Raw genomic sequence first — 24720 nt, 5'->3', positions numbered from 1 at the left:
CAGCAAAAGTCGATGCGGGCCGGGGATCAGCGGCTGAAACGGCCGCCAAGCAAGGTCAGCAGCTCGTACTGAGACAGGCCGGACGCAGTGGCCGCTTCCGCGAGTGCGTAATCCGCCGTCACCCAGTCGCCTTCACCGAGACCGGGCGCATTGCTCAAGTCCACGACCGTCATGTCCATGCTCACCCGGCCCAGCACGGGCAGTTCATACCCTCCAGCGCGGAACGTGCCCTTGCCCGACCAGCAGCGCAGGTAGCCATCCGCATAACCGAGCGAGATCGTGCCGACGCGCATGCGCGCGGGCGCGGTGAAGGTCGCGTTATAGCCGATGCCTTCGCCGGCCTCCACATCGCGGACCTGCATGATCATCGCCTGCGGGCTCACCACCTGACGGATCAGGTGCGCCATATCGGCACGCGGAACGCCGCCATAAAGCGCAATGCCCGGCCGGGTCAGATCGCCATGATAGTCGCTGCCCAGCGCGATTCCGGCGCTGTTGGCCAGGCTGGCGCGAGTGTGCGCAATTGCTGCGCGCGCCTCACGCCACTTGCGGCATTGGCGGGCATTGTTCGGGCTGTCCTCCTCCGCCGCGATGAGGTGGGAATGCAGGACATCGACCCGGAGGCGCGCAAACACCTCGTCACCGATTTCGCTCATCGGCACGCCGAGCCGGTTGATGCCCGTATCGACCATGAGATCGCAGGCTCCGCCACCCGCGTCCAGCCAGCGCCGGGCCTGTGCGGCCGAATTGATGACCGGTTTCACCCCGCTGGCGATCGCATAGCCTGCATCGGCGGCTGATTGCAGTCCGTGCAGCACCGCGATCGACGGGGCCGGCACGAGGTCCAGTAACTCCGCCGCCTCGGTCCAATGCGCGACGAAGAAATCCCGGCAACCGGCCTGGTGCAGCAACGGAACGACGAGGCGGGCGCCAAGCCCGTAAGCGTCCGCCTTCACGGCCGCGCCGGCACGGGCCTTTCCCGAGAGGCGGTCGAGCGCCTGCCAGTTGGACGTCAGGGCATCGCGATCAAGCGACAACCGCAGCGGCGGTTCGGGTACTTCAGGCAGCATCTTCACCAAAATCGCGCGGCGGGCCGCCCTTCAGACCCCACAGTGAAACGATCAGAGCGAAGGCCACGACGCCCCACGTGTACCACAGGCCCTGATAATGATTGCCGCTGCTCGCGACCATGTAGCTTGAGATCAGCGGCAGGAAGCCTCCGAAATAGCCGGTGCCGATGTGATAGGGAATGGACATCGAGCTGTAGCGGATGCGCGGCGGGAACATTTCCGACAACAGCGCCGCGACCGGCCCGTAGGTCGCGCCGGACAGCGCCATGAATACGAGCAGCGTCAGACTGATCATCACGGCGTTTCCGAGCGTCGGAGTGACTTGGTCGAAATCGTAACCCGCATTGGTCAGCCAGGCTTTGAGCTGCGCGTCGCGGGCTGTCTTGTCGTCCCAGTCATAGCTTTCGATCGGCACGGCCCGCTCGCCTATGCGAAGCTCAAGCTCGGGACTCTCGGTCAGTTCGTAGGAAATGCCCGCGCCGGTCAGGTCGCCCAGCAGTTTGCCGCAATTGCTCTCCTGCTCAGACTCGAACGGGTTGTAACTGCACTCCGGCCCCGAAACGAAGATGGAGGCTTTAAGGCTGGCGGTGTTGAGGCCGGGATTGGCGTGGGCGCCGATGTTCCAGAACAGCGGGAACATCAGCACCAGCGTCAGCCCGTAGCCCCAGACGATCGGCTTCTTGCGGCCGATCCGGTCAGACAGGGCGCCGAACAGCACGAAGAAGACCATGCCGAACGCGGCGGAAATGCCAATGATGATTTCCGCCGTCGTCGCCTCCATGCGCATCGCGCCCTTGAGGAAGCTCAGCGCCGAGAACATCGCCGTGTACCAGATCACAGTCAGGCCCGCCGCCACGCCGAACAGGGCGATGAAGATCCGCTTTTTGTTGCCCGGATAGGTGAAGCTCTCGACAAAGGGATTGCCCGCGATCTCACCCTCTTCGCGCATCGCCTTGAAGACGGGGCTTTCCGAAAGTTTCAGGCGCATCCACAGCGAGATGCCGAGCAGAGCGATACTGAGGAGGAAGGGCACGCGCCAGCCCCAGTCGTTCCACAACTCGTCGCTCATCACCGCCTTGCAGCCGAGCACGACAACGAGGCTGAGCACGAATCCGCCGACGACACTCGCCTGGATGAATCCGGTGAAGAAGCCGCGCCGGCTGGGCGGGGAATGTTCGGAGACATAGATCGCCGCGCCGCCATACTCGCCGCCGAGCGCCAATCCCTGAAGGACGCGCAGCAGGAGCACGATCGCCGGTGCCGCATAACCGATTGTCTCTGCAGAGGGGATCATGCCGACGCCGGCCGTGGCGATGCCCATCAGCGTGACGGTAACGAGGAAAGTGTATTTGCGGCCCAGTTTGTCGCCCAGGTATCCGAAGAGGATCGCCCCCAGGGGCCGGAAGCCAAAGCCGACCGCGAAACCGGCCCAGACGAGCAGCGTTTCCAGCGTGGCGCTGCCGGAGGGGAAGAAGGTCTTGCCGATGATCGCGGCGAGCGTTCCATAGATGAAGAAGTCGTACCACTCGAACACCGTGCCCATCGAGGACGCCGCGATGACGAGCTTTATGTCCGAAGCGCTCGGTTCCGGTGTCTGCGGATGTTGCTGCGCGTCGGCCATGATTCCGTCTTTCCCCCTGCCCGATTCCGAACGTCGGACGGCCGTTTAGACCGGCATTCAGCTTGAGGGAAGGACTCCGATGGCGGCAGTCCACGGCAGGATCACCGCGCCGTGGCGACCGGGATAGTCGCGCGCCGCAGCGATGCGCCCAAGGCCCGGCCAGTCCGGCAGACCTTCTTCACCCGCGAGCCAATCGGCCACGGCCTTGCCTGCCGCGCGTACTCTCGATGCTTCCATGCCGATGACCGCCTGGGCAAAGATCGCCGCTGCCGCCTGCCCTATCGCGCAGGCCTGGCTGCGCACGGCCACATCGGTAATCACGCCGCGTTCGTCGATATCGAGCCCGAGCGTGATGGTGCTGCCGCAGGATTTGGAGCGCGCCTCGCCCCGCAGCGGCAGGTCTTCCTTCCAGGGAAAACGCGAAAGCTCCACCGCGAGAGCCAGGACATCGGGAGTATAAAGTACGGTTGCCGACACGTGTCTGCTCAGTTCTCTTCGTTTCCGGCGCCTTCGTCGTTCAACTGGCGGCGCCGTTCGCTGATCGTCTTCACCAGCGCCTCGCTGCTGGCGTCGATGAACGGATAGGTCCGTGCCGTAACGATCCAATCGGGCCGGCCGGCAACGCCCCACACCGTATCATATCCCAGCACCAGTACCGAAAAGCCCAGTACGACGATGATTATACCCTTGATCGCCCCGAACCCGAAACCCAGCACGCGATCGATCGGCCCCAGCAACGAGGCCCGGCTTTTCTTTCCGGCCCAGCTCGCCACAAGTTTGACCGCTGCATAAGGGACAAGGAGGAGCAGCGCGAACGCCAGAATGGCGGAGCCCGATCCCGCGCCGACATAAGGCACGAGCGCCTCTGTCACCGGCGTGTGCAGCATGCGGATCGCGAAGATCGCGAAGATCCACGAGCCCAGCGCCAGTACTTCCTGCACGAACCCGCGCATGAAACCTGTAATGGCCCCGAGACCGACGAACAGGAGTACAACGATATCGAAGCCGTTCATGGTGCCGAGGAATTACGCATCCGACAGAATTCGGTCAACGAGATTGGGAAGCATGCTCAAACCGGAAAACCTTATCCCCTTGTCCGCGGCGGGACCGTTCGCGGGCCCGAACGCCCGTCCGAACCCGAGCTTTGCCGATTCCCGCTGTCGGATGGATGAATGGGCGACCGGCCTGATCTCTCCGGCGAGCGAGACTTCGCCGAACCACACGGCGTCGGTCGGCAGCGGTCTGTCACCAAGGGCCGAGACGAGTGCGGCGGCGACCGCAAGGTCGGCCGCCGGATCGGACAGGCGATACCCGCCCGCGACATTGAGATAGACTTCCGCACCGGAGAAATTGAGGCCGCAGCGCGCTTCGAGCACGGCCAGCAACATCGCCATGCGGCCATTGTCCCACCCGACAACGGCGCGGCGCGGCGTCGCGCCGCTCTGGAGGCGGACGATCAGCGCCTGAATTTCGACCAGGACGGGGCGGGTTCCCTCCATCGCCGGGAAGACCGCGCTGCCCGCCATCGGCTCCTCGCGCCCCGAGAGAAACAGCATCGAGGGATTGCCGACTTCGGCAAGGCCGTCGCCTTCCATCGCGAACACCCCGATCTCGTCGACCGGACCGAACCGGTTCTTGAGGCTGCGCAGAATGCGGTACTGGTGGCTGCGCTCGCCCTCGAAGCTCATCACCACGTCCACCATGTGCTCCAGCACGCGCGGTCCGGCGATGGTGCCGTCCTTGGTGACGTGGCCCACGAGCACGAGCGTGACGTTGCTCTCCTTGGCGTAACGGATCAGCTCGAAGGCGCATCCACGCACCTGGCTCACCGACCCCGGCGCGCCCTCGATCTGGTCCGAATGCATGGTCTGGATCGAATCGATGATGAGCAGCGCGGGCGGCTTTTCCATACCGAGCGTCGTCAGGATATCGCGTACCGACGTGGCCGACGCGAGCCGGATCGGCGCATTCGACAACCCCAGACGTTCCGCCCTGAGCCTTACCTGCCCCGAAGCCTCCTCCCCGCTGACATAGACCGCATCGCGGCCCGCCCTGGCAATGTGCGCCGAAACCTGAAGCAGCAGGGTCGACTTGCCGATGCCCGGGTCGCCGCCCATGAGTATCGCGGAGCCTGGAACGAGGCCGCCGCCGAGCGCGCGGTCGAATTCGGCAATTCCGCTCGCTTGCCGCACCGGAAGCTCGCCCGGCTTGTCGAGCGGCGTGAATTCGATGGCCCGCCCTCCGGACGACAGGTCATGCCTCGCGGAAAAGACAGTCTGCGGCGCATCCTCGACCAGCGAGTTCCACTCCCCGCAATCTCCGCACTGCCCCTGCCAGCGGGTCGCGACGCTCCCGCAGTTCTGACAGACATAACGGCGCTTCGGCTTTGCCATGGCCTTTCGCGTAATGAGAACAGATTGTGAACGCAAGCCCTTCAATAGAGCTTGCTGTCGCTTTCGTCAGCAATCCTGTCGAAAGGCTCGCGCAGGTCCGGTTGTTCCAGTGCTTCGGCATAGATGCGCCCAAAGGAGATTCGGGTCGTTGCGTCCCAGCTCGCCGGATCCCATAGCTTCGCGCGCCGGGCGGATCGGACGCAATGAAACGCGGCGCGCTCTATTGCGACACGAACGACCAGGACGGCTGGCTTGCCGCCAGCCGACAGCCGTTCGCACAGATCGGCATCGTCATGCAGAGTAGCCCGACCGGAAATCCGGAGCACTTCATCTGTTGCCGGCCGAACCAGCATCAACCCTACCCGGGGGTTAGCGAGAATGTTCTGGAGGCCGAGCGCAAGGTGGTTCCCCGCATATTCGGGAGCAGCAACGTGCGATCGTCCACCTGCCGGACAAAGCCGGGCTCCCCGCCTTTCGGGCTGAGTTCAATTCCTGCCGGGCCAATCGTTCCGAGCACAAGGAAAGGACAGCGGTCGATGAACGCCCTCCCCTGATCGCAGATGCGATCGCGGATCTTGGCGGCGCCGCGAGGACCGTAGTCGGCTATTATCTCGCGCAATCGACTGACGGTCTGGATCTGGGCCATGAGGTTTCTCTCCCGTGCGGGCGGACTGCATGCCACAAATTGCGCTGCGACGTATCAATCAACGATGCAGACATTGCCAGCACGATTGAACGGTCCGTTCGATCGTGGTCACGATAGGTGTGGCGCTCCTGCGCAGTCTCTGTCATTTCAGTGGCATGCAGCAGAAAGAACTGCGGATAGCACTCATCTGTTACGGCGGCGTCAGTCTCGCTGTCTACATGCACGGCGTCACCAAAGAGCTGTGGAAGGCGCTGCGTGCCAGCCGTGGCTTCTGGGCCTGGGAGATGATCGATGAGGGCAGCGAGGCCGTTTACGTGCGCCTGCTGCGCCGCCTCGAACATGGCAGCAACCTGAAACTGAGAGTGCTTTGCGACATCGTCGCCGGGGCCAGTGCCGGGGGCATGAACAGCGTCTTTCTGGCGCAGGCGATCCATTCCGGACAGTCGCTGGAGCCTTTGACCGAACTCTGGCTGGAATGCGCCGACGTCGACGTGCTGCTTGATCCCGATGCCCGGCCCTGGTCCCGGGTCGCGAAGTTCTGGGCGAACCCGCTGGTCTATTACCTGCTGCATCGCCGTGGCAACGCGGTGAGCGCATCCGTCGCGCCGGAGACGCGCAATGAAGTGCGCGAAAAGCTCTCCCGCCTGATCCGCTCGCGGTGGTTCGAGCCGCCGTTCAGCGGCATCGCCTTTTCCCGCCTCATCAACCGGGCCATGGTCGCGATGAGGGGCTCGAGTGCCGGCAAGCCTCTCCTTCCCGAGCACCACCCGCTGGACCTGTTCGTCACGGCGACGGACTTCAAGGGACATCTTGAGACCCTGCGACTCCATTCGCCCGAACTCGTGCTGGAGAGCGAGCATCGGCTGACGATCGACTTCCACGCGAAGGCGAGCACGCAAGGCGGGCACGACTTTGCCGCTATTCCCGAACTTGTCTTTGCCGCGCGCTCCACGGCCAGTTTTCCTGGTGCCTTCCCGCCGCTCCAGATCGGCGAGATCGACCGTCTTGTCGCCGAGACGGGAAGCACGTGGGAAAACCGGAACGCCTTCCTGGGACGAATCATGCCTGAGCATTTCGGGCGTGGTGATGTCGAAAGCGTGTCCCTGATTGACGGTTCGGTGCTGGTAAACGCGCCGTTTGCCGACGCCATGGCCGCGCTGCGTGATCGCCCTGCGGCCCGCGAAGTCGACCGGCGCTTCGTCTACATCGATCCCACGCCCGATCCCACCGGCGCCCGCGCAGGCCGGGAATCCGGGCCTCCCGGCTTTTTTCCGGTGATCTTCGGATCGCTCTCCGCCATCCCGCGCGAGCAGCCCATCCGCGACAACCTCGAAGCGCTCGAACGCGATTCACGAGAGAGGACGAACCTGCGCGAGATCGTGCGAGCGCTCCGGCCCGAAGTCGAAGAGACCGTCGAAAAGCTGTTCGGCAATACGTTCTTCCTCGACCGGCCTACCCCCAAGCGCCTTTCCGCCTGGCGCGCGAGGGCACAGCAGGCCGCGCTACAGCAGGCGGGCTTCGCCTATCACGGTTACGCCCAGGTCAAGTTCAGCGGCGTTCTGGCGACGATGGCGAGAATGGTGGACGAGGCCGTGCCCGAGCAGGAACTGTCCTCAACCGAACCGATCGTCGAGCGACTGCTCGATCACCTCGCCCGGAACGGCCTGGATCGTGGGCAGGCGCTGCGCGATGGCGCGACGGCGGCCATTATCACGTTCTTCCGAACGCATGACATCGCCTTCCGCGTGCGCCGACTGCGTTTTCTCGCCCGCCGCGTGACGCAGGACTGGGAAAAGGACGAAAGCATCACCGAGCAGGACCGCGACGACGCGCGCGCTGCCTTCTACCGCGCGCTGGCGCTCTATTTCGAGCGTGAGCCGGTGTCGTTCCTGGGCGAGGATTTTGTCCCCGTCGCCCGCAATTTCTTCGCCGCGCCTGGTGCCGTCATCGACTACATCGCTGAGCGGCGCGCCCTCATCGAGGTCGACGAGCAGGTCGACCTCATGCTCTGCGAGGCGTTCGCGCAAATGACGCCGACGTTGCGCCGGCCGGTTCTGCTCACCTATCTGGGCTTTCCCTTCTACGATACGGTGACGCTGCCGCTGCTGCGGGGCGAGGGGCTGACCGAATTCGATCCGATCAAGGTCGATCGTATTTCGCCCGAGGACTGCCACGCGATCCGCAAGGGCGCGGCACATGACATGCTGCGCGGTTCGGAATTCTACAACTTCGGGGCCTTCTTCAGCCGCGCCTATCGGGAGAACGACTATCTCTGGGGCCGGCTTCACGGGGCCGAGCGCATGATCGACCTCATTGCCTCGACACTGGAAAGCGGCCACGAAATCCCGGCGCGGGAACTCGATGTCTTCAAACGGGAAGCCTTCCTCGCGATTCTGGAGGAAGAGCGTGACCGGCTCCGCGCCGATCCCGGGCTGTTGGAGCGGATCAGGAGCAAGATCGCGTAGCTCGCGGTCAACAAACCGGACTTGCTCGGGCTTGCCGACCGCGCGCTACGTCAGGTCGTTCCAGGCGTCCTTGATGCGATCGAAGAAGCCCTTCGATTGCGGGCATTCATCGCCGGTTTCGGTCGCCTGCAGTTCTTGCAGCAGTTCCTTCTGGCGAGTGGAGAGCCGGGTGGGCGTCTCCACCGTAATCTCGATAACGAGATCGCCCCTGCCCCTGCCCTGCAGCACCGGCATGCCCGCGCCGCGCTTTCTCAGCTGCTTGCCGGACTGGATGCCGGCGGGAATATCGAGCGCGAGCTTGTCGCCATCGATCCCCGGAATGTGGATCAATCCGCCGAGCGCGGCTGTCGTGAACGTGATCGGCACGCGCGTCATCAGCGTGGTGCCGTCGCGTTCGAACACATGGTGCCGCCTGACGTGCAGGAAGATATAGAGATCGCCCGGCGGCGCGCCGAAGGGACCGGCCTCGCCCTTGCCGGAAAGGCGGATGCGCGTGCCCGAATCCACGCCCGGCGGGACATCGACCGTGAGCGTCTGCGGCTCGTCCACACGCCCCTCGCCGCGACATGCGCGGCACGGGCTTTCGATCACTTCGCCCCGGCCGTGGCACGTCGGGCAAGTGCGCTCCACGACGAAGAACCCCTGCTGCGCACGGACCTTGCCGTGGCCAGCGCACATGTTGCAGGTGCGTTTGCCGGTGCCCGGCTCGGCCCCGGAGCCGCCGCAAGGCTTGCAGACCTGCGAGACTTCTATCGTGATATCGCTCTGCTTGCCGTGGAAGGCCTCCTCAAGGGTCACCTCCATGTCGTAGCGCAAGTCGGCGCCGCGCCGCGCCTGCTGGCGCGCACCACCGCCGAAGGCGCTGCCGAAGATCGATTCGAAGATGTCGCCGATGTCCCCGAATTCGGCGCCCATGCCGGGGCCGCCGCCGCCCATACCCTGCTGGAACGCGGCATGACCGAAGCGGTCATAAGCAGCGCGCTTCTGCGGATCCTTCAGGCAATCATAGGCCGCGTTAATCGCCTTGAAGCGCGATTCGGCCTCGGCGTCTCCCGGATTCTTGTCGGGATGATAACGCATGGCAAGCCGGCGGTAGGCCGACTTGATGGCCTTGTCGTCGGCGCCCCGCTCGACCTCGAGCAGTTCGTAGAAATCCAGTTCGGTAGCTGACACGTATCCAACCCCCATAGACAACCTAGGCGCCACCGGCGCGAATTGCACCGGTGACGCCTGCGGTCTTCATCAGGACGTTCAGCCCTTGTTTTCGTCGACTTCCGAGAACTCGGCGTCGACCACGTCCTCGTCTCCACCCTGCTGCGCCTCGGCGGCGCCAGGAGAAGCGGCCGCGGCCTGTTCCTTCTCGTAGATCGCCTGGCCCATCTTCATGGCGACTTCGGTGAGCGCTTGGGACTTGGCGGTGATTTCCGCGGTATCGTTGCTTTCGATCGCGGTCTTGGTCGCGGCGATCGCGGCCTCCACCTCGGACTTGAGCGAGGCGTCGATCTTCTCGCCGTGCTCGGCAAGCTGCTGCTCGGTCGCGTGTACGAGGCTGTCGGCGTTGTTCCGGGCCTCGGCGCCCTCGCGGCGCTTCTTGTCCTCTTCAGCGAACTTCTCGGCATCCTTGACCATCTGGTCGATGTCTGCGTCGGACAGGCCGCCCGATGCCTGGATGCGGATCTGCTGCTCCTTGCCGGTACCCTTGTCCTTGGCGGACACGTTGACGATGCCGTTGGCGTCGATGTCGAAGGTCACTTCGATCTGGGGCACGCCGCGACGCGCCGGCGGGATGCCGACAAGATCGAACTGGCCGAGCAGCTTGTTGTCCGCGGCCATCTCGCGCTCGCCCTGGAACACGCGGATCGTCACCGCCTGCTGGTTGTCCTCGGCGGTCGAATAGACCTGGCTCTTCTTGGTCGGGATCGTGGTGTTGCGGTCGATCATGCGGGTGAACACGCCGCCCAGCGTCTCGATGCCCAGCGACAGCGGGGTCACGTCGAGCAGCAGCACGTCCTTGACGTCGCCCTGCAGCACGCCGGCCTGAATCGCGGCGCCCATGGCCACCACTTCGTCCGGGTTGACGCCGGTGTGCGGTTCCTTGCCGAAGAACTCCTTCACCGTCTCGCGCACCTTGGGCATGCGGGTCATGCCGCCCACGAGCACGACGTCGTCGATCTCGGAGGCGGAGATGCCGGCGTCGGCGAGCGCCTTGCGGCAGGGCTCGATGGTGCGCTTGATGAGATCGGCGACCATCTTCTCAAGGTCGGAGCGGGTAACCGTTTCCACGAGGTGCAGCGGCGTGGTGCTGCCGCCTTCCATGCGCGCGGTAATGAAGGGCAGGTTGATCTCGGTCGTGGCGGTCGAGGAAAGCTCGATCTTCGCCTTCTCGGCTGCTTCTTTGAGGCGCTGCAGAGCGAGCTTGTCGGTCCGCAGGTCCATGTTTTCCTTGGCCTTGAACCGATCGGCCAGCCACTCGACGAGCTTGGTGTCGAAGTCCTCGCCGCCGAGGAAGGTATCGCCGTTGGTCGACTTAACCTCGAATACGCCGTCGCCGATCTCGAGGATCGAGACGTCGAAGGTGCCGCCGCCGAGGTCATAGACCGCGATGGTCTTGCCTTCCTGCTTGTCCAGACCATAAGCGAGCGCGGCCGCGGTCGGCTCATTGATGATGCGCAGCACCTCGAGGCCCGCGATCTGACCGGCGTCCTTGGTTGCCTGACGCTGGGCGTCGTTGAAGTATGCGGGCACCGTGATGACCGCCTGCGTGACCGTCTCGCCGAGATAGGCTTCGGCGGTTTCCTTCATCTTCTGCAGGGTGAAGGCAGAGATCTGCGAGGGGCTGTATTCCTCCCCGCCAGCCTGGACCCAGGCGTCGCCGTTCTTGCCCTTCACGATGTGATACGGGACGAGCTCGGTGTCCTTCTTGGTCACCGGATCGTCAAAGCGGCGGCCGATGAGGCGCTTCACCGCGAAAATCGTGTTGTCGCCGTTGGTCACGGCCTGGCGCTTCGCCGGCTGACCGATCAGGCGTTCGCCTTCCTTGGTGAAGGCGACGATGGACGGCGTCGTGCGCGCGCCCTCAGAGTTTTCGATGACCTTGGGCTTGCCGCCGTCCATCACAGCGACGCAGCTGTTGGTGGTGCCGAGGTCGATGCCGATTACTTTTCCCATTATCCCCATTCCTCACGTCAGTGGTTGACACCATGCGGATCGCCTCCCCGAAAAGAGGCAAGGCGGCTTGCACGGCTCGATGACGTTCACGTCGTCGCGGGGCGATATAGGGTCGGTTTTTCTTGGAACAAGACTGTCTCAATGGCATTACCCCGGCTAAATTTTCGCGGATTTCCGGCAAGGATGATTCTAGAGTGAAAATCTTTCGTGCGCTGACCCTTTCGTCCGCCGCCCTCGCGGCTGTCTCGCTCGCTGCCTGCCAGCAGGCGGAGCCCCCTGTAGAGCAAGAGGCCGGGGTGGCGCAGACCGGACCTGACGCAAAGCCCGGGTTCTCGGCCACCGGCGGCCGCCTTGTCCTGCCGGCCGTCGCCGAACGCCCCTCCGCCGTCTACTTCACGGTGCGAAACGACGGTTCCGCTGCCGCGACGCTGGTGGGGGTTCACGTCGACGGTGCCGGCGAGGCAGAGATGCACAAGACCGAGGGCGGCTCCATGAGCCCGGTGGATCAGCTCGAGATCGCACCGGGAACCGCGATCGAATTCGCGCCTGGCGGCCTGCACGTCATGGCCTTCGGCCTGAGCAGGGAGCTCACGGCGGGCGGAAATTCCGAGGCGACGCTGACCTTCTCGGACGGAGACAAGATCTCGATCCCGCTTCAGGTCGAGGCGATGGGTGCAGGGACGAGTGACGGGCATATGCCGGGCATGGACCACTGATCGCCACTGTCGGAGCGCAAGCCTGTGAGCCAGGCGGCGAGCGCGGCCTGACTTCCGGCGAGATCGTGCTCGCCAGATCGGTCTTTGGCAGTTCCGTCGATCTTGCCACTGTGAGGATCAAACGCAGGCGCTGGTTTCCGTTTCAGCCCGTCGAAACGGTCATGGCGCCATGCGGGCATATCCACTTCCACCCGCGTTGCGAACGCTACGCGAACGACTTCTCCCTCGCGCCGCACGCCATGCAAGGGCTTTTCATCCATGAGATGACCCATGTCTGGCAGGCCCAGACCCGGGGGCGGTGGTACCTGCCGCTGATGCGCCATCCGCTGTGTCGCTACGAATACGCACTCAAGCCGGGTTGGAAACTCGAACGCTACGGCATCGAGCAGCAGGCGGAGATCGTCCGCCACGCCTTCCTCCTGTCATGCGGACAGCATGTGCCCGGTGCGCCGCCATTCGCGTCCTATCGCGGCATCCTGCCGTTCGACGGCTCGCTCGCATAGACAAATGGGGCACGAGGCAACGTGTGCCCCGCGCCCCATTCTCGGGCTTACGCAACTGCGTTCAGCAATCGCGGTCCCAATAACGCTCGCCGTAGCGGTCGTAGCGATAGCAGCCCTTGTCCTTGTCGACCTGTGAGCCCACGGCCGCGCCGGCCGCTGCGCCGATCGCCGCCCCGGTCCCGACGTCGCCGCCGGTCACTGCTCCGACACCAGCGCCCAGTGCGCCGCCGGCGAGAGCGCCCTCGCCGGCATAGTGGCCTGCGCAGGCGCCAAGCCCAAGTGCCCCGGCTGCGATTACGGGTAGGATGAACTTGCGCATGAATCGTCTCCGAAAGATCAGCAGTAATCTGCCTGATTCAACGGAAAGACCCTGCGTATTGTTCCCGAGCCCGCTTCGAATCGTCGTCGGCCTGCACCCGGTCGCCCCGGCGCGCGGGGCCTCAGTCCAGGTCAGTCCGGCTTCTTGGCGACAGCAACCATGGCGGGACGCAGCAAGCGGTCCTTGATCATGTACCCGGCCTGCATTTCCTGCACGACGGTGCCCGGTTCGGCCTCGTCGGAAGGAAGCTCGATCATCGCCTGATGCTGGTTGGGATCGAGCGGCAAGCCCATGGCGGCAATTCGCGTGATACCGTGGGCGCTGAAGACCTTTTCGATCTCGCGGCTGGTGGCTTCGATACCGGCCACGAGGTTCTTCATCTTCTCGTCCTCACGCAGATCGGCGGGAATCGAAGAAAGCGCGCGGGAAAGATTGTCCGCCACGGACAGGATGTCGCGTGCAAAGCCGGTTGCCGCGTAATTGCGCGTGTCGGCTATGTCCTTTTCGAGGCGGCGGCGGACATTCTGGGTTTCGGCGCGGGCGTAGAGCACGTCCTGCCTGGCGGCATCGAGTTCATCGCGCAGCTTCGCGATCTCGTCCTCGCCTTCACTGTCACGGCCATTATCCAGCATTTCTTCCGGCACACCTTTCAGTTCGTCGGCCACTGCGCGATCCGCAGCCCGATCCTCCGGCGGCTGTGTCTTGTCTTCAGTCATTATGCAAAAGTTCCAGCTATCCGATGAGCTTGCCCAGGCTCTGGGCGGTGAAGTCCACCATGGGGACGACTCGCGCATAATTCAACCGCGTCGGGCCGATAACCCCCACCACGCCGACGACCCGCCCTTCGCGGTCACGATAGGGCGATGCGATCACCGATGAGCCTGAAAGCGCGAACAGGCGATTTTCCGAGCCAATGAAGATTCGCGTCGCGTCCGCCTCGCGCGCCATGTCGAGCAGGTCGGCTACCGACTGCTTGTTTTCCAGGTCGTCGAGGAGCGATCGGACACGCTCAAGGTCGGAAATCGCCGCTTCGTCGAGGAGATTGGCCTGTCCGCGCACGATCAGCACCGGTCGCTGCATGGCGTCTTCGCTCCACGCCGCAAGGCCGCGCTCCACCAGATCGCTGCTCGCGGCGTCCAGCGCGGACCTGCCCGAGGATACCTCCGCCTGCATGAACCGCGACGCCTCTTCCAGCGTGCGCCCGGCAAGCCGCGCCGAAATATAGTTCGATGCTTCCTCCAGCGCGCCCGAGGGTAATCTGGCGGGAAGTTCGACCACCCGGTTTTCCACCGCACCGTCATCCCCCACCAGCACGGCCAGCGCCTTGTTGGGGCCAAGCGGGACGAGTTGAAGCTGCCGCAGGCGCGGTTCGCGCTTGGGCACCATGACCACGCCGGCGCCCGAAGACAGATTGGAAAGGAGCACACTCGTCGCCTCGAGCGCCACCTCGATGGGGCCGGGCGCGGAAAGTCGGCTTTCGATCGCCGCACGCTCTTCCGCCGTGGGTTCGGCCACTTGCATGATGCCGTCGACGAAGAGCCTGAGACCCGCTTCGGTAGGAAGACGCCCCGCGCTCGTGTGCGGTGCCGCCAGCAGTCCGTAGGCTTCGAGGTCGGCGAGAACCGACCGAATCGAGGCGGAGGAAAGATTGACCCCGCCTGGCCCCGCCAGCGCCTTGGACCCGACGGGCGTGCCTGTGGCAAGGTACCCCTCGACCACGAGACGGAATATCTCGCGTGCGCGGGTGGTCAGCTCGGTGATGGGCGGTGTCGACATCGCCTGCAATTTAGGCATTGGGCTTGCGGCCTCAAGCCTAATGCGCGAAGGGGCGCGAGATAATCCACCACGAGGAATTCCCATGCGACCTTCCGGCCGTGCGCCTGACGAAATGCGCGCCATCGACATCCAGACCGGTTTCACCAGGCATGCCGAGGGCTCGGTACTGATTTCCTTCGGCGATACCCGCGTGCTCGTCACCGCCTCGGTCGAGGAAAAGATACCGCCGTTCCTGCGCGGCAAGGGCGAAGGCTGGGTCACCGCGGAATACTCGATGCTCCCGCGCGCTACCCATACTCGGGGGTCGCGCGAGGCCGCCAAGGGCAAGCAGTCCGGCCGCACGCAGGAAATCCAGCGCCTGATCGGCCGCTCGCTGCGCGCCGTGGTCGACATGAAGAAGCTGGGCGAGCGGCAGATCGTCCTTGATTGCGACGTGCTCCAGGCCGACGGCGGCACCCGCACCGCCGCGATTTCGGGCGCCTGGGTGGCGCTGCGCCTCGCGGTCGACAAGCTGATGGCCGAAGGGAAGATCACTGCCGACCCGATCGAGGGACGCGTCGCGGCGATCTCCTGCGGCATCTGCGAGGGAACGCCGGTGCTCGACCTTGATTACGATGAGGACAGCAGCGCCGATGCCGATGCGAATTTCGTCCTGATCGAAGGCGGGAAGATCGCGGAAGCACAGGCGACGGCCGAAGGTGCGTGCTATGACGAGGAAGGCCTGCTGCGTCTCCTGCGTCTCGCCCGCATCGGCTGCGACCGGATTTTCGCCGCGCAGGCGAAAGCCGTGGGGCGCTAACAAACGCCCCGTCCTCCCGGCGAAAGCCGGGACCGGTAGCAGTCGTTCGGCGAAATGGTGCGGCGAGGCGGTGGGTAAATACCGGCACCGGTCCCGGGGCAAGCCCGGGATGACGAAGGAGGATTTATGCGCAAGCTCGATACCAAACGCCTTGTCATCGCCACGCACAACGCCGGCAAGCTGAAGGAAATCGGCGCCCTCCTTGCACCCTACGGCATCGAGTGCCTGTCCGCCGGCCAGCTCGGCCTGCCCGAGCCTGACGAGACGGGAAAGACCTTCGTCGAAAACGCGCTCATCAAGGCTCGCGCCGCGGCCAAGGCGTCACAGCTTCCCGCCTTGGCGGACGACAGCGGCCTGTCTGTCGCCGCGCTCGATGGCCGCCCCGGCGTTTACACCGCCGACTGGGCCGAGCGGCAGTGGTTCGAAGGCCCCTCGGGCCGCGACTGGTATATGGCCATGGGCAAGGTCGAGGGCCTGCTGTGCGAGCAAGGGCCGGATGTCGATCGCTCGTGCTGGTTCTCGTGCGTCCTCGCGATCGCCTGGCCCGACGGCGACAGCGCGGTCTATGAAGGCCGCGTCGATGGAACCTTCTCATGGCCGCCGCGCGGAACGATGGGCTTCGGCTACGACCCGGTTTTCATGCCCAAAGGGGGCGACCTGACTTTTGCCCAGTTCGATCCCGAAGAGAAGCACCGGATCAGCCACCGCGCCGACGCCTTCGCCAAGCTGGTCGCGGAGCAGTTTGGCGGCTAGAACTTCGCGATGGCCCGAGCCCTTTACATCCATTGGCCCTTCTGCCTGGCGAAGTGCCCATACTGCGATTTCAACAGCCATGTCCGCGCCTCCGTCGATCATGCACGGTGGCAGGACGCGCTGCTTGCCGACATGCGCCATGAGCACTCCATGGCCGGGGGCGAGGCACTGGATTCGATCTTCTTCGGCGGGGGCACGCCTTCGCTGATGCCCCCCGCGCTCGTCGCGCGGCTGCTCGAGGAGGCGGACAGGCTCTGGGGTCTGTCCAGCGGAATAGAGATTACGCTGGAGGGCAATCCCTCGTCGGTTGAAGCGGCTAACTACGCGGAATTGGCCAGCGCGGGTGTCAACCGCGTTTCCCTGGGCCTGCAGGCGCTGGAGGATGAGACCCTGCGTTTCCTGGGGCGGCTCCATGATGCGCGCGAAGGTCTTGCCGCGCTCGACGTTGCCCAGCGTCACTTCGCGCGCGTCTCGTTCGATCTGATCTATGCACGCCCCGGCCAGACGGTGGAGCAGTGGCGGCAGGAACTCACGCGCGCGCTGTCCTTCGGGACCGGCCATCTGTCGCTCTACCAGCTCACCATCGAGCCGGGCACGCGCTTTGCGACAATGGTTCGCCAGCGCGAATTCGCCCCGCTCGACGACGATGCCTGCGCCGACATGTTCACGCTGACGCGGGAGACGACGGCAGCGGCGGGGCTGCCGGCCTACGAGATCAGCAACCACGCCCGCCTCGGCGAGGAGAGCCGGCATAATCTCACATACTGGCGCTATCAGGACTACAGCGGCATCGGTCCCGGTGCCCACGGGCGGCGCGCAGGCGCGGCGACGGTCCGCCATCGCAAGCCCGAGAACTGGCTCTCGGCCATCGCCGAACAGGGCCACGGTATCAGCGAGGAGCGGCCGCTGGGCCGCCGCGAGCAAGCCTCCGAAGCCATGGTCATGGGCCTGCGCCTGCGCGAAGGTGTCGACCTAGACGTCATGGCGTCCCGTTTCGGTCTCGACCGTCCGGCGCTGTGCGACCATGCAAAGGCCGAGTTCTACGACCGACAAGGGCTCGTCTGGCGAGATGGCGCGCGTCTGGGCGTCACCGAAGCCGGGATGCCGCTGCTCGACGCGCTGCTCGGCGAACTGGTGCCGGGGGAACTCGTCGAAACGTGAGCGCAAAGGCGGACATCCTCGAAGCCTGGGGCGGCCATCTGACGCAAGCGCGGCGGCGCAGCCCGCATACGGTTCGCGCCTATCTCGCCGCGGCCTCGCGGCTGCTCGACAGCCTTGGCGATGCCGACTGGCCGACGCTCGCCCGGCTCGAGGCTGCGGCGCTGCGGCGGCAACTGGCGGCGCGGCGGCAGGACGGGATCGGCAATGTCTCGGCCGCGCGAGAGCTATCCGCGCTCAGGGCATTCCTGGCTTTCGCGCGTGAGCAAGCCGGCGTCCCCGACGCTGTACCGCCGCGCTTACGCGGGCCGAGGGTCAAGAAAGGCATCCCGCGCCCGGTCACGCCCGACGAGGCGGTGAACCTGGCCTTCACGGTCGAGGAGGAAGCGCGCGAGCCGTGGATCGGCGCGCGCGACCGTGCCGTTCTGCTGCTGCTCTACGGCGCGGGGCTGCGCATTGCCGAGGCTCTGTCGCTCACCGGCTCGGCTTTGCCCCTCGGCGAAACCCTGATGGTCGCCGGCAAGGGCGGCAAGCAGCGGATCGTTCCGCTGCTGCCGATCGTGCGCGAAGGCGTCGCCGATTATGTCGCCAAATGCCCCTGGAGCGTGGAACGGGACAGCGCGCTCTTTCGCGGCGCCAAGGGTGGTCCGCTATCGCAGGGCATGGTGCAGAAGGCCGTGGCGCGGGCTCGTGTGGCGCTCGGCCTGCCGGCCACGGCAACGCCGCACGCCCTGCGCCACAGCTTCGCCACGCATTTGCTGGGCGCCGGCGCGGACCTGCGCTCACTGCAGGAACTGCTGGGACACGCCTCGCTGGGTTCCACGCAGATCTATACCAAGGTGGATGCGGCCACGCTGCTCGACGTCTACCGCAGCGCTCACCCGCGCGAGCAGGACTGATCGCGCGGTTTCCAGCGCACGACGCGCCAGAGATACGCGGCGAGCGTGGCCCCCACGAACGCCAGCGTCATCCAGCCCAGAAACCCTTCCGCGGCGGACAGCGCACGGCCAAGCCATTGCCCGCCCAGAATCAGCAGCGCGTTCCAGATCGCGGCACCCGCCGCGGTGAATATCAGGAACTTGACATGCGGCATGTGCGCAAGGCCGGCGGGTATCGAAATCACCGTCCGGAATATCGGCGCGAACCGCAGGGCAAAAACGACCCAGTGACCGTTCCGCCGCAGGAAGCGCCCGGCGGCTTCGATATCGTGCCACTCAAGCGTAAGCCAGCGTCCCCAGCGCTCGACGAAAGGCTGTAGCCGTTCGTAGCCGAGCCGGTCCGCCATGAAGAACAGGATGTAGTTGCCGATGGTGACCCCAACGGTTCCCCATAGCAGCAGCGGCCAGAATTCCATGTGTCCGCGCGCGACCGCGATCCCGCCCAGCCCCATGATGAGTTCGGACGGGATGGGCGGAACGATATTTTCCAGCGCCATCAGGAACACGATGCCGAGATAGCCGCCCTGCCGGACGATCTCGTATATCCATTCAGCCATGGCCCGCCTCGCGCCGGGTTACAGCGCCGCGTGGCGCGCTTCTATCGCGTCCCATATCCGTGCACCGGTATCGGTCCCGTTGAACCGGTCGATCGCCACGATGCCTGTGGGCGAAGTCACGTTGATTTCTGTCAGCCATTTGCCACCGATCACGTCAATGCCAACGAAAACCAGTCCTCTCGCCCTGAGTTCCGGCCCGAGCGTCGCGCAGATTTCCTCTTCCGCCGAAGTGAGTTCGCACGCCTCCGCCGACCCGCCTACCGCGAGATTGGAACGGAACTCGCCCTCGCCCGGCTTGCGGTTGATGGCCCCGGCGAACTCGCCGTCGACCAGCACGATGCGCTTGTCGCCTTCGCTCACGTCCGGAAGGAAGGGCTGAACCATGAAAGGCTCGGCCCACGCATTCTGGAACATCTCGACGAGCGCGCCCAGATTGCTGCCGTCGGCGGGAACGCGGAACACCGCCTTGCCGCCGTTGCCGTGGAGCGGCTTGATCACGAGGTCGCCCGGATGCCGCTGCTGGAACAGGCGCACGTCCTCGATCCGCCGGGCTATGAAGGTCGGCGGCATGAAGCGGGCGAAGTCGAGCACGAAGACCTTCTCGGGCGCATTGCGCACCGACACCGGATCGTTGACCACCAGCGTCTGCCCGGCAAGCCGTTCGAGCAGGTGCGTGGCGGTGATATAGCCGAGATCGAAAGGCGGATCCTGACGCATCAATACCACGTCGACGTCGCTTGCAAGGTCGATCAGCCGGTATTCGCCGCGCGTGAAATGCGCACCCTCGACGCGCTGAAGGGTTACCGGCGCGCCCCAGCAGGTCATCCTCCCGCCAGCGCCCTGTGAGGTGTCATAGGCCAGCGTGCGCACATCGTAGTGGAACAGCGTATGCCCGCGTGCCTGCGCCGCCAGCATCAGCGCGAACGAGGAGTCCCCGGTTATGTTGATGCTTTCGAGCGGGTCCATCTGGACGGCGACGCGTAGAGTCATGGGTACTGATCCTGGAGGTTGCTGTTCGGGGGCGGCTTAGTCGGAATTGCGATCCGGCGCGACCGGTTTTGGTCCGATGAGGGCAATGATGATGGCGACCGTCATCCCGGCGAACGCCGGGACCGCTGGCCGCCTTCAGGCACGCCCTCTCGTGAGAGAACCTCCGCCGCGAGGCTGCGCGTAAACACCTCCAGCGGTCCCGGGTCGAGCCCGGGATGACGGGCCTTCCTGCCTTAGGTCCCCGGCTGCCACGCATTGACGATCCGACGCGGCCAACGACCCGGCGCGAGCAGCAGGACGTCTAAGCGCAGATCGTCGCCGGGCTTCGCGTAGCGTGCCGCCAGTGCCTCAGCAGCGGCGGCGACGCGGCGCAGGCGATAGGAATCGATCGCCGATTCGCGCTCGGCCGCCCTGGCCCGCCATTTCACTTCGACGAAGCAAATCACCCTGCCGCGCCGCGCGACGATATCGACCTCGCCGCGCGGGGTTCTGGCGCGGCGGGCGAGGACACGCCAGCCCGTCAGGCGCAGGGACCAGACCGCCAGTGCCTCGCCGCGCCGGCCGCGCTGTTCCGCTCGCGTTCTGCGGTTGCTCACTTGAGTTCGAGCGCCCGCGCGTAAAGCATCTTGCGGTCAAGCCCGGTCGCCCGCGCCACTTTTGCCGCCGCCTGCGACGTCTTCGATTCCATGAGTTCCGCGCGCAGCAGCGCATCGATGTCGATGTCACCGGCAGGCTCGTTCGATGGCGGAGCGACCAGCAGCACGATTTCCCCCTTGGGCGGATGCTGCGCGAAATGCGCGATCAACTCTTCGGGCAGGCCGGTCCGGCATTCCTCGAATTTCTTGGTGAGTTCCCGCGCCACGGCGACGTCACGGCCCGGCAGGACGGCCGCAATCGCCTGAAGCGACGCTTCCAGTCGCGGCGCGGTTTCGTAGAAGATCAGCGTCGCGCGAACCGGCGCCAGCTCCGCCAGTACCGCTTCGCGCGCTTTCGCCTTGCCGGGCAGGAAGCCGGCGAACAGGAAACGGTCGTTGGGAAGGCCGGAAAGCGTCACCGCCATCACCGCCGCATTTGCTCCCGGCAGGCTCGTCACGGCAATGCCGCGCTCACGTGCCATGCGCACGAGGCGGTAGCCCGGATCGGAGATCAGCGGCGTTCCCGCGTCGCTCACCAGCGCAACCGGCTGCGTTTCCATCAGAGCCAGCAACCGCTCGCGGTCGCTTTCGCTTGCATGGTCATCGTAGCGGATCATGCGCTGCTTGATATTCAGATGATGAAGCAGCTTTCCGGTGACGCGCGTGTCCTCGCAGGCTATGGCGCCCGCACCACGCAATACCTCGACCGCTCGGTGCGTTATGTCGCCCAGATTGCCAATGGGGGTTGCCACTATGTAGAGGCCCGGCGAAAGAGTGTGTTCCATCGCGGGGACTCATGGCCCAAGCACTGCGGGAGCGGCAAGCATGTTCGACAAACGCCTGAACCGACGCAATCTTCTGGCAGCGGCGGCCATGGCGGCGCTCAGCGCCTGTACCATCGTCCCCAAGGCGACCCCGCCGGCGCCCACCCCGACGCCGACGCCGAGCGAGATCCCCGAGGATACCGAACATCATCGCGTGGCCCTGCTCGTGCCGATCTCGGGCGCGAACGGTGTGGTCGGCCAGTCGATCGCCAATGCCGCCAACATGGCGCTGCTCGATACGAACGCTACAAACCTCAGAGTAACGACCTACGACACTTCCGCGAATCCGACCGAAGCGGCCCGGCGCGCCATCGCCGACGGCAACAAGCTGATCCTTGGCCCGCTCCTTTCCGACAACATTCCCGCCGTCTCGGGAGTGGCGCGCCAGGCCAAGGTGCCGTTGATCTCGTTCTCCAATGACGAGGAGGCCGCGTCCAAGGACGTCTTCATCATGGGCAACCTGCCCGGGCAGTCGGTGAGTCGGACCGTCGAATTTGCCCGCTCGAAGGGAATCACCAGCTTCGCCGCGCTGATCCCCCGGGGCGAGTACGGCGACCGCGCCAGCAGTGCCCTGCTATCCGCGGTGCGCGGTAATGGCGGCAGCGTCATTGCCATGGAACCGTATGATCGCACCGCCGCCTCGATCAATGCCGCAGCCCAGCGCATCAAGGCCAAGGACGGCTACGACGCGCTCCTGATCGCCGATGGCGGCAGTCTGTCGAACAGGGCAGCGACGCAGTTCAAGGCGGGAGGGGCAAAGGCGTCCGTCCGCCTGCTCGGCACCGAACTGTGGAGCGGGGAGCGCGTGGTTTCCACGACGCCCGCCCTCAGCGGCGCCTGGTTTGCCACCGTTTCCGACCAGCGTTTCGGTCAGTTCGCCAAGAGTTACCGCAGCCGTTTCGGCAGTCAGCCCGCGCGCATCGCGACGCTCGGCTACGATGCCGTGCTGCTCACGCTGCGCGTCGCGCGCGAATGGAGGGTCGGCCGCAGCTTCCCGACCTCGGAGCTGACCGGCGGCGGCGGGTTCCTCGGCCTCGATGGCCCGTTCCGCTTCACGCGCGGCGGGTTGATCGAGCGGGCGCTGGAAGTGCGCGAGGTGGAAAAGGGCGCGGTCAAGGTCGTGAGCCCTGCCCCGGCCCGCTTCGGCGAATAGCGCCGGTATATTATGTATATTACAACGTCGTCATCCCGGACCTGATCCGGGACCGCTGGCGCCCGTTCGGCGGGATCTCTCGCGCAGGCTCCGACGCGGCACTCCGGGAGGCTGTGCGTAAACACCGCGCCCGGTCCCGGATCAAGTCCGGGATGATGACGACGCCTGCGGATAAGCGTCAAGGCCTGCTTGATCGCGGATTCCTCCGCACCGTATAGGATGGGGCATGTCCGATGACCTGTTCGACAAGCTTCCGTCCGCCGGCGGTGAATCCTACGACGGTTCCGCTATCGAAGTTCTGGAGGGGCTTGAGCCTGTCCGGCGGCGCCCCGGCATGTACATCGGCGGCACCGACGAACGCGCGCTGCACCATCTTGCCGCCGAAGTTCTCGACAACGCGATGGACGAAGCGGTTGCCGGCCATGCCAATCGCATCGAAGTCTTGCTGGAAGAAGAGCCCGGTACGGCTGGCCGCCTGACGATCACCGACAACGGGCGCGGCATTCCGGTCGACGAGCATCCGAGGTATCCGGGCAAATCAGCGCTCGAGGTGATCCTTTCGACGCTCCATTCGGGCGGCAAGTTCTCAGGCAAGGCCTACGCAACTTCAGGCGGCCTTCACGGCGTCGGCATTTCCGTGGTCAACGCGCTTTCTGTGAAGACCCGCGTCGAAGTCGCCCGCAACAAGGAGCTATTCGCGCAGGAATTCTCCCGCGGCGAGACGCTCGGCCCCTTGCAGAAGATCGGCGCGGCGCCCAACCGGCGCGGCACTTCGGTCACCTTCACGCCCGACCGCGAGATCTTCGGCGACCAGAAGTTCAAGCCCGCGCGCCTGTTCAAGCTGGTGCGCTCCAAGGCCTATCTCTTCGCGGGCGTGGAAATCCGCTGGAAATGCTCGCCGTCCCTGGCGGCGGAGGATGTGCCGGCCGAAGCCACGTTCCAGTTTCCCGGCGGCCTTGCCGATCACCTTGCCGAACAGGTTGGCGGCCGCGAATGCGTCACCAGCCAGTTCTTCTCGGGCTCGCAGGACTTTGCCCCCAGCGAGGGCGGGATCGAACAGGGCCGCGTCGAATGGGCCATCGCCTGGCCGCTCTACTCCGACGGTTCCTATTCCTGGTACTGCAACACGATCCCCACGCCCGATGGCGGCACCCACGAACAGGGCCTGCGCGCCGCGCTGACCAAGGGCATTCGCGCCTTCGCCGATCTGGTCGGCCAGAAGAAGGCCAAGGACATCACGCCCGATGACGTGGTGACCGGCAGCGAAGTCATGCTCTCGGTCTTCGTGCGCGAGCCGCAGTTCCAGAGCCAGACCAAGGATCGCCTGACCAGCCCCGAGGCCGCGCGCTTGGTCGAGAACGCCGTGCGCGATCACTTCGACCACTTCCTTGCCGACAACATGGATCGCGGCAAGGCGCTGCTCGGCGCGGTCATGGAGCGGATGGACGACCGCCTGCGCCGCAAGGCGGAGCGCGAGGTCAAGCGCAAGACCGCCACCAACGCGCGCAAGCTGCGCCTGCCGGGCAAGCTCACCGACTGCTCGGGCGAAGGCAGTGGCGAGACCGAGCTGTTCATCGTCGAGGGCGACAGCGCGGGCGGCAGCGCCAAGCAGGCGCGCGACCGCAAGACGCAGGCGATCCTGCCGATCCGCGGCAAGATCCTCAACGTCGCCAGCGCCACCGCAGACAAGATCCGCGGCAACGCGGAGATCGCCGACCTCCTGCTGGCGCTCGGCTGCGGCAGCCGCAAGGACTGCAATCCGGACAACCTGCGCTACGACCGCATCGTCATCATGACCGACGCCGACGTGGACGGCGCTCATATCGCCACGCTGCTGATGACGTTCTTCTTCCAGGAAATGCCCGAGGTCGTGCGGCGCGGCCACCTCTACCTCGCGCAGCCGCCGCTCTACCGCCTGACCGCGGGCTCGACCTCAGCCTACGCCCGCGACGATGCGCATCGCGCCGAACTGGAAGCGACCATGTTCAAGGGCAGGAAAGTCGAAGTCGGCCGCTTCAAGGGCCTCGGCGAAATGAACCCGCAGCAATTGCGCGAGACGACCATGAGCCCGGCCACGCGCTCGCTCGTCCGCATAACCCTGCCGCCCGAATATGAAGGGCGCGCTGCAGTGAAAGACCTCGTCGACCGGCTGATGGGCCGCAATCCGGAGCACCGCTTCATGTTCATCCAGAACCGCGCGGGGGAGATCGATCCGGAGCTGATCGATGCGTAGGCG

The 24720-nt window shown here is 65.3% G+C and carries 25 protein-coding genes; 9 read left to right on the top strand and 16 right to left on the bottom strand.

What is annotated here, in order from left to right; genetic code table 11:
* Window positions 1-26 precede the first annotated feature (26 nt).
* From alr to IEX32_RS07890, 7 genes are read right to left on the bottom strand one after another with little or no spacing between them, the layout of a single operon-like run.
* Window positions 27-1070 carry an alanine racemase gene (gene alr / locus IEX32_RS07920; RefSeq protein ID WP_188770370.1) on the bottom strand — a complete coding sequence of 348 codons (1044 nt, stop codon included), beginning with the start codon at window positions 1068-1070 and terminating at the stop codon, window positions 27-29.
* Window positions 1060-2691, bottom strand: a complete 1632-nt coding sequence (locus IEX32_RS07915) for an MFS transporter (protein ID WP_188770224.1) — start codon at window positions 2689-2691, stop codon at window positions 1060-1062. Before IEX32_RS07915 ends, alr begins: the two co-directional genes overlap by 11 nt.
* A 57-nt stretch (window positions 2692-2748) precedes the next feature.
* A complete protein-coding gene (locus tag IEX32_RS07910) occupies window positions 2749-3168 on the bottom strand; it encodes an iron-sulfur cluster assembly scaffold protein (protein WP_188770221.1) in 420 nt (139 codons plus the stop codon).
* 8 nt (window positions 3169-3176) lie between these two features.
* Window positions 3177-3704 (bottom strand): CvpA family protein, encoded by a 528-nt coding sequence (locus tag IEX32_RS07905; protein ID WP_188770219.1) that lies wholly within the window; start codon window positions 3702-3704, stop codon window positions 3177-3179.
* 12 nt (window positions 3705-3716) lie between these two features.
* Window positions 3717-5084, bottom strand: a complete 1368-nt coding sequence (gene radA, locus IEX32_RS07900) for a DNA repair protein RadA (protein WP_188770216.1) — start codon at window positions 5082-5084, stop codon at window positions 3717-3719.
* Window positions 5085-5125: 41 nt separating this feature from the next.
* Window positions 5126-5464, bottom strand: a complete 339-nt coding sequence (locus tag IEX32_RS07895; RefSeq protein WP_188770368.1) for a PNPOx family protein — start codon at window positions 5462-5464, stop codon at window positions 5126-5128.
* Window positions 5443-5730 (bottom strand): PNPOx family protein, encoded by a 288-nt coding sequence (locus IEX32_RS07890; RefSeq protein WP_188770214.1) that lies wholly within the window; start codon window positions 5728-5730, stop codon window positions 5443-5445. The genes IEX32_RS07895 and IEX32_RS07890 overlap by 22 nt, the downstream gene beginning before the upstream one ends.
* A gap of 155 nt (window positions 5731-5885) precedes the next feature.
* On the opposite strand from IEX32_RS07890, the gene IEX32_RS07885 reads away from it, so the two are divergent.
* A complete protein-coding gene (locus IEX32_RS07885) occupies window positions 5886-8195 on the top strand; it encodes a patatin-like protein (RefSeq protein ID WP_188770212.1) in 2310 nt (769 codons plus the stop codon).
* A gap of 45 nt (window positions 8196-8240) precedes the next feature.
* Here the strand turns inward: IEX32_RS07885 and dnaJ are convergent, their stop codons facing one another.
* Entirely contained in the window at window positions 8241-9368 is a 1128-nt protein-coding gene (gene dnaJ / locus IEX32_RS07880; protein WP_188770210.1) for a molecular chaperone DnaJ, read from the bottom strand.
* A gap of 78 nt (window positions 9369-9446) precedes the next feature.
* Window positions 9447-11363 (bottom strand): molecular chaperone DnaK, encoded by a 1917-nt coding sequence (gene dnaK, locus IEX32_RS07875; RefSeq protein WP_188770208.1) that lies wholly within the window; start codon window positions 11361-11363, stop codon window positions 9447-9449.
* Window positions 11364-11557: 194 nt separating this feature from the next.
* On the opposite strand from dnaK, the gene IEX32_RS07870 reads away from it, so the two are divergent.
* Together IEX32_RS07870 and IEX32_RS07865 are read left to right on the top strand one after the other, a co-directional pair.
* Window positions 11558-12079, top strand: a complete 522-nt coding sequence (locus IEX32_RS07870; RefSeq protein ID WP_188770206.1) for a copper chaperone PCu(A)C — start codon at window positions 11558-11560, stop codon at window positions 12077-12079.
* Between the two features lie 65 nt (window positions 12080-12144).
* On the top strand, window positions 12145-12582 hold the full coding sequence (locus IEX32_RS07865) for a basic secretory family protein (RefSeq protein WP_229736241.1): 438 nt from the start codon (window positions 12145-12147) through the stop codon (window positions 12580-12582).
* A 61-nt stretch (window positions 12583-12643) separates the two neighbouring features.
* Here IEX32_RS07865 and IEX32_RS07860 read toward each other — a convergent pair whose 3' ends face one another.
* The 3 genes from IEX32_RS07860 to hrcA form a co-directional block, all read right to left on the bottom strand.
* Window positions 12644-12901 carry a YMGG-like glycine zipper-containing protein gene (locus IEX32_RS07860; protein WP_188770204.1) on the bottom strand — a complete coding sequence of 86 codons (258 nt, stop codon included), beginning with the start codon at window positions 12899-12901 and terminating at the stop codon, window positions 12644-12646.
* A 131-nt stretch (window positions 12902-13032) separates the two neighbouring features.
* Window positions 13033-13617, bottom strand: a complete 585-nt coding sequence (gene grpE, locus IEX32_RS07855; RefSeq protein ID WP_188770202.1) for a nucleotide exchange factor GrpE — start codon at window positions 13615-13617, stop codon at window positions 13033-13035.
* A gap of 16 nt (window positions 13618-13633) precedes the next feature.
* Window positions 13634-14677, bottom strand: a complete 1044-nt coding sequence (hrcA, locus tag IEX32_RS07850; RefSeq protein WP_188770200.1) for a heat-inducible transcriptional repressor HrcA — start codon at window positions 14675-14677, stop codon at window positions 13634-13636.
* 82 nt (window positions 14678-14759) lie between these two features.
* On the opposite strand from hrcA, the gene rph reads away from it, so the two are divergent.
* The 4 genes from rph to IEX32_RS07830 all read left to right on the top strand — a co-directional run bounded on the left by rph (window position 14760) and on the right by IEX32_RS07830 (window position 18286).
* On the top strand, window positions 14760-15476 hold the full coding sequence (rph, locus tag IEX32_RS07845) for a ribonuclease PH (protein WP_188770198.1): 717 nt from the start codon (window positions 14760-14762) through the stop codon (window positions 15474-15476).
* Between the two features lie 126 nt (window positions 15477-15602).
* Window positions 15603-16229 carry an RdgB/HAM1 family non-canonical purine NTP pyrophosphatase gene (gene rdgB / locus IEX32_RS07840; RefSeq protein ID WP_188770196.1) on the top strand — a complete coding sequence of 209 codons (627 nt, stop codon included), beginning with the start codon at window positions 15603-15605 and terminating at the stop codon, window positions 16227-16229.
* Window positions 16230-16238: 9 nt separating this feature from the next.
* Window positions 16239-17390 (top strand): radical SAM family heme chaperone HemW, encoded by a 1152-nt coding sequence (gene hemW / locus IEX32_RS07835; protein ID WP_188770194.1) that lies wholly within the window; start codon window positions 16239-16241, stop codon window positions 17388-17390.
* The gene (locus IEX32_RS07830) at window positions 17387-18286 is read left to right on the top strand and encodes a tyrosine recombinase XerC (RefSeq protein WP_188770192.1); all 900 of its coding nucleotides are present in this window, start codon (window positions 17387-17389) and stop codon (window positions 18284-18286) included. The genes hemW and IEX32_RS07830 overlap by 4 nt, the downstream gene beginning before the upstream one ends.
* Here IEX32_RS07830 and IEX32_RS07825 read toward each other — a convergent pair.
* From IEX32_RS07825 to rsmI, 4 genes are all read right to left on the bottom strand, one after another.
* A complete protein-coding gene (locus tag IEX32_RS07825; protein WP_188770190.1) occupies window positions 18265-18882 on the bottom strand; it encodes a DedA family protein in 618 nt (205 codons plus the stop codon). The genes IEX32_RS07830 and IEX32_RS07825 overlap by 22 nt on opposite strands.
* Before the next feature lie 18 nt (window positions 18883-18900).
* Window positions 18901-19872: a glutathione synthase gene (gshB, locus tag IEX32_RS07820; RefSeq protein ID WP_188770188.1), complete on the bottom strand. Its 972-nt coding sequence runs from the start codon at window positions 19870-19872 to the stop codon at window positions 18901-18903.
* A 233-nt stretch (window positions 19873-20105) separates the two neighbouring features.
* The gene (locus IEX32_RS07815) at window positions 20106-20468 is read right to left on the bottom strand and encodes a YraN family protein (RefSeq protein WP_188770186.1); all 363 of its coding nucleotides are present in this window, start codon (window positions 20466-20468) and stop codon (window positions 20106-20108) included.
* A complete protein-coding gene (rsmI, locus tag IEX32_RS07810; protein WP_188770184.1) occupies window positions 20465-21292 on the bottom strand; it encodes a 16S rRNA (cytidine(1402)-2'-O)-methyltransferase in 828 nt (275 codons plus the stop codon). Before rsmI ends, IEX32_RS07815 begins: the two co-directional genes overlap by 4 nt.
* Window positions 21293-21332: 40 nt before the next feature.
* Here rsmI and IEX32_RS07805 point away from each other — a divergent pair, with 40 nt between their 5' ends.
* Both IEX32_RS07805 and parE read left to right on the top strand, forming a co-directional pair.
* On the top strand, window positions 21333-22484 hold the full coding sequence (locus IEX32_RS07805) for a penicillin-binding protein activator (protein WP_188770182.1): 1152 nt from the start codon (window positions 21333-21335) through the stop codon (window positions 22482-22484).
* 226 nt (window positions 22485-22710) lie between these two features.
* Window positions 22711-24717 (top strand): DNA topoisomerase IV subunit B, encoded by a 2007-nt coding sequence (parE, locus tag IEX32_RS07800; RefSeq protein WP_188770180.1) that lies wholly within the window; start codon window positions 22711-22713, stop codon window positions 24715-24717.
* The last annotated feature ends 3 nt before the right edge of the window (window positions 24718-24720 follow it).

This window comes from Novosphingobium endophyticum (assembly GCF_014640675.1).
Lineage (GTDB): Bacteria > Pseudomonadota > Alphaproteobacteria > Sphingomonadales > Sphingomonadaceae > Novosphingobium > Novosphingobium endophyticum.
The sequence above is the reverse complement of the archived record's forward strand: the minus strand, read 5'-3'. Positions and strand labels throughout refer to the sequence as shown.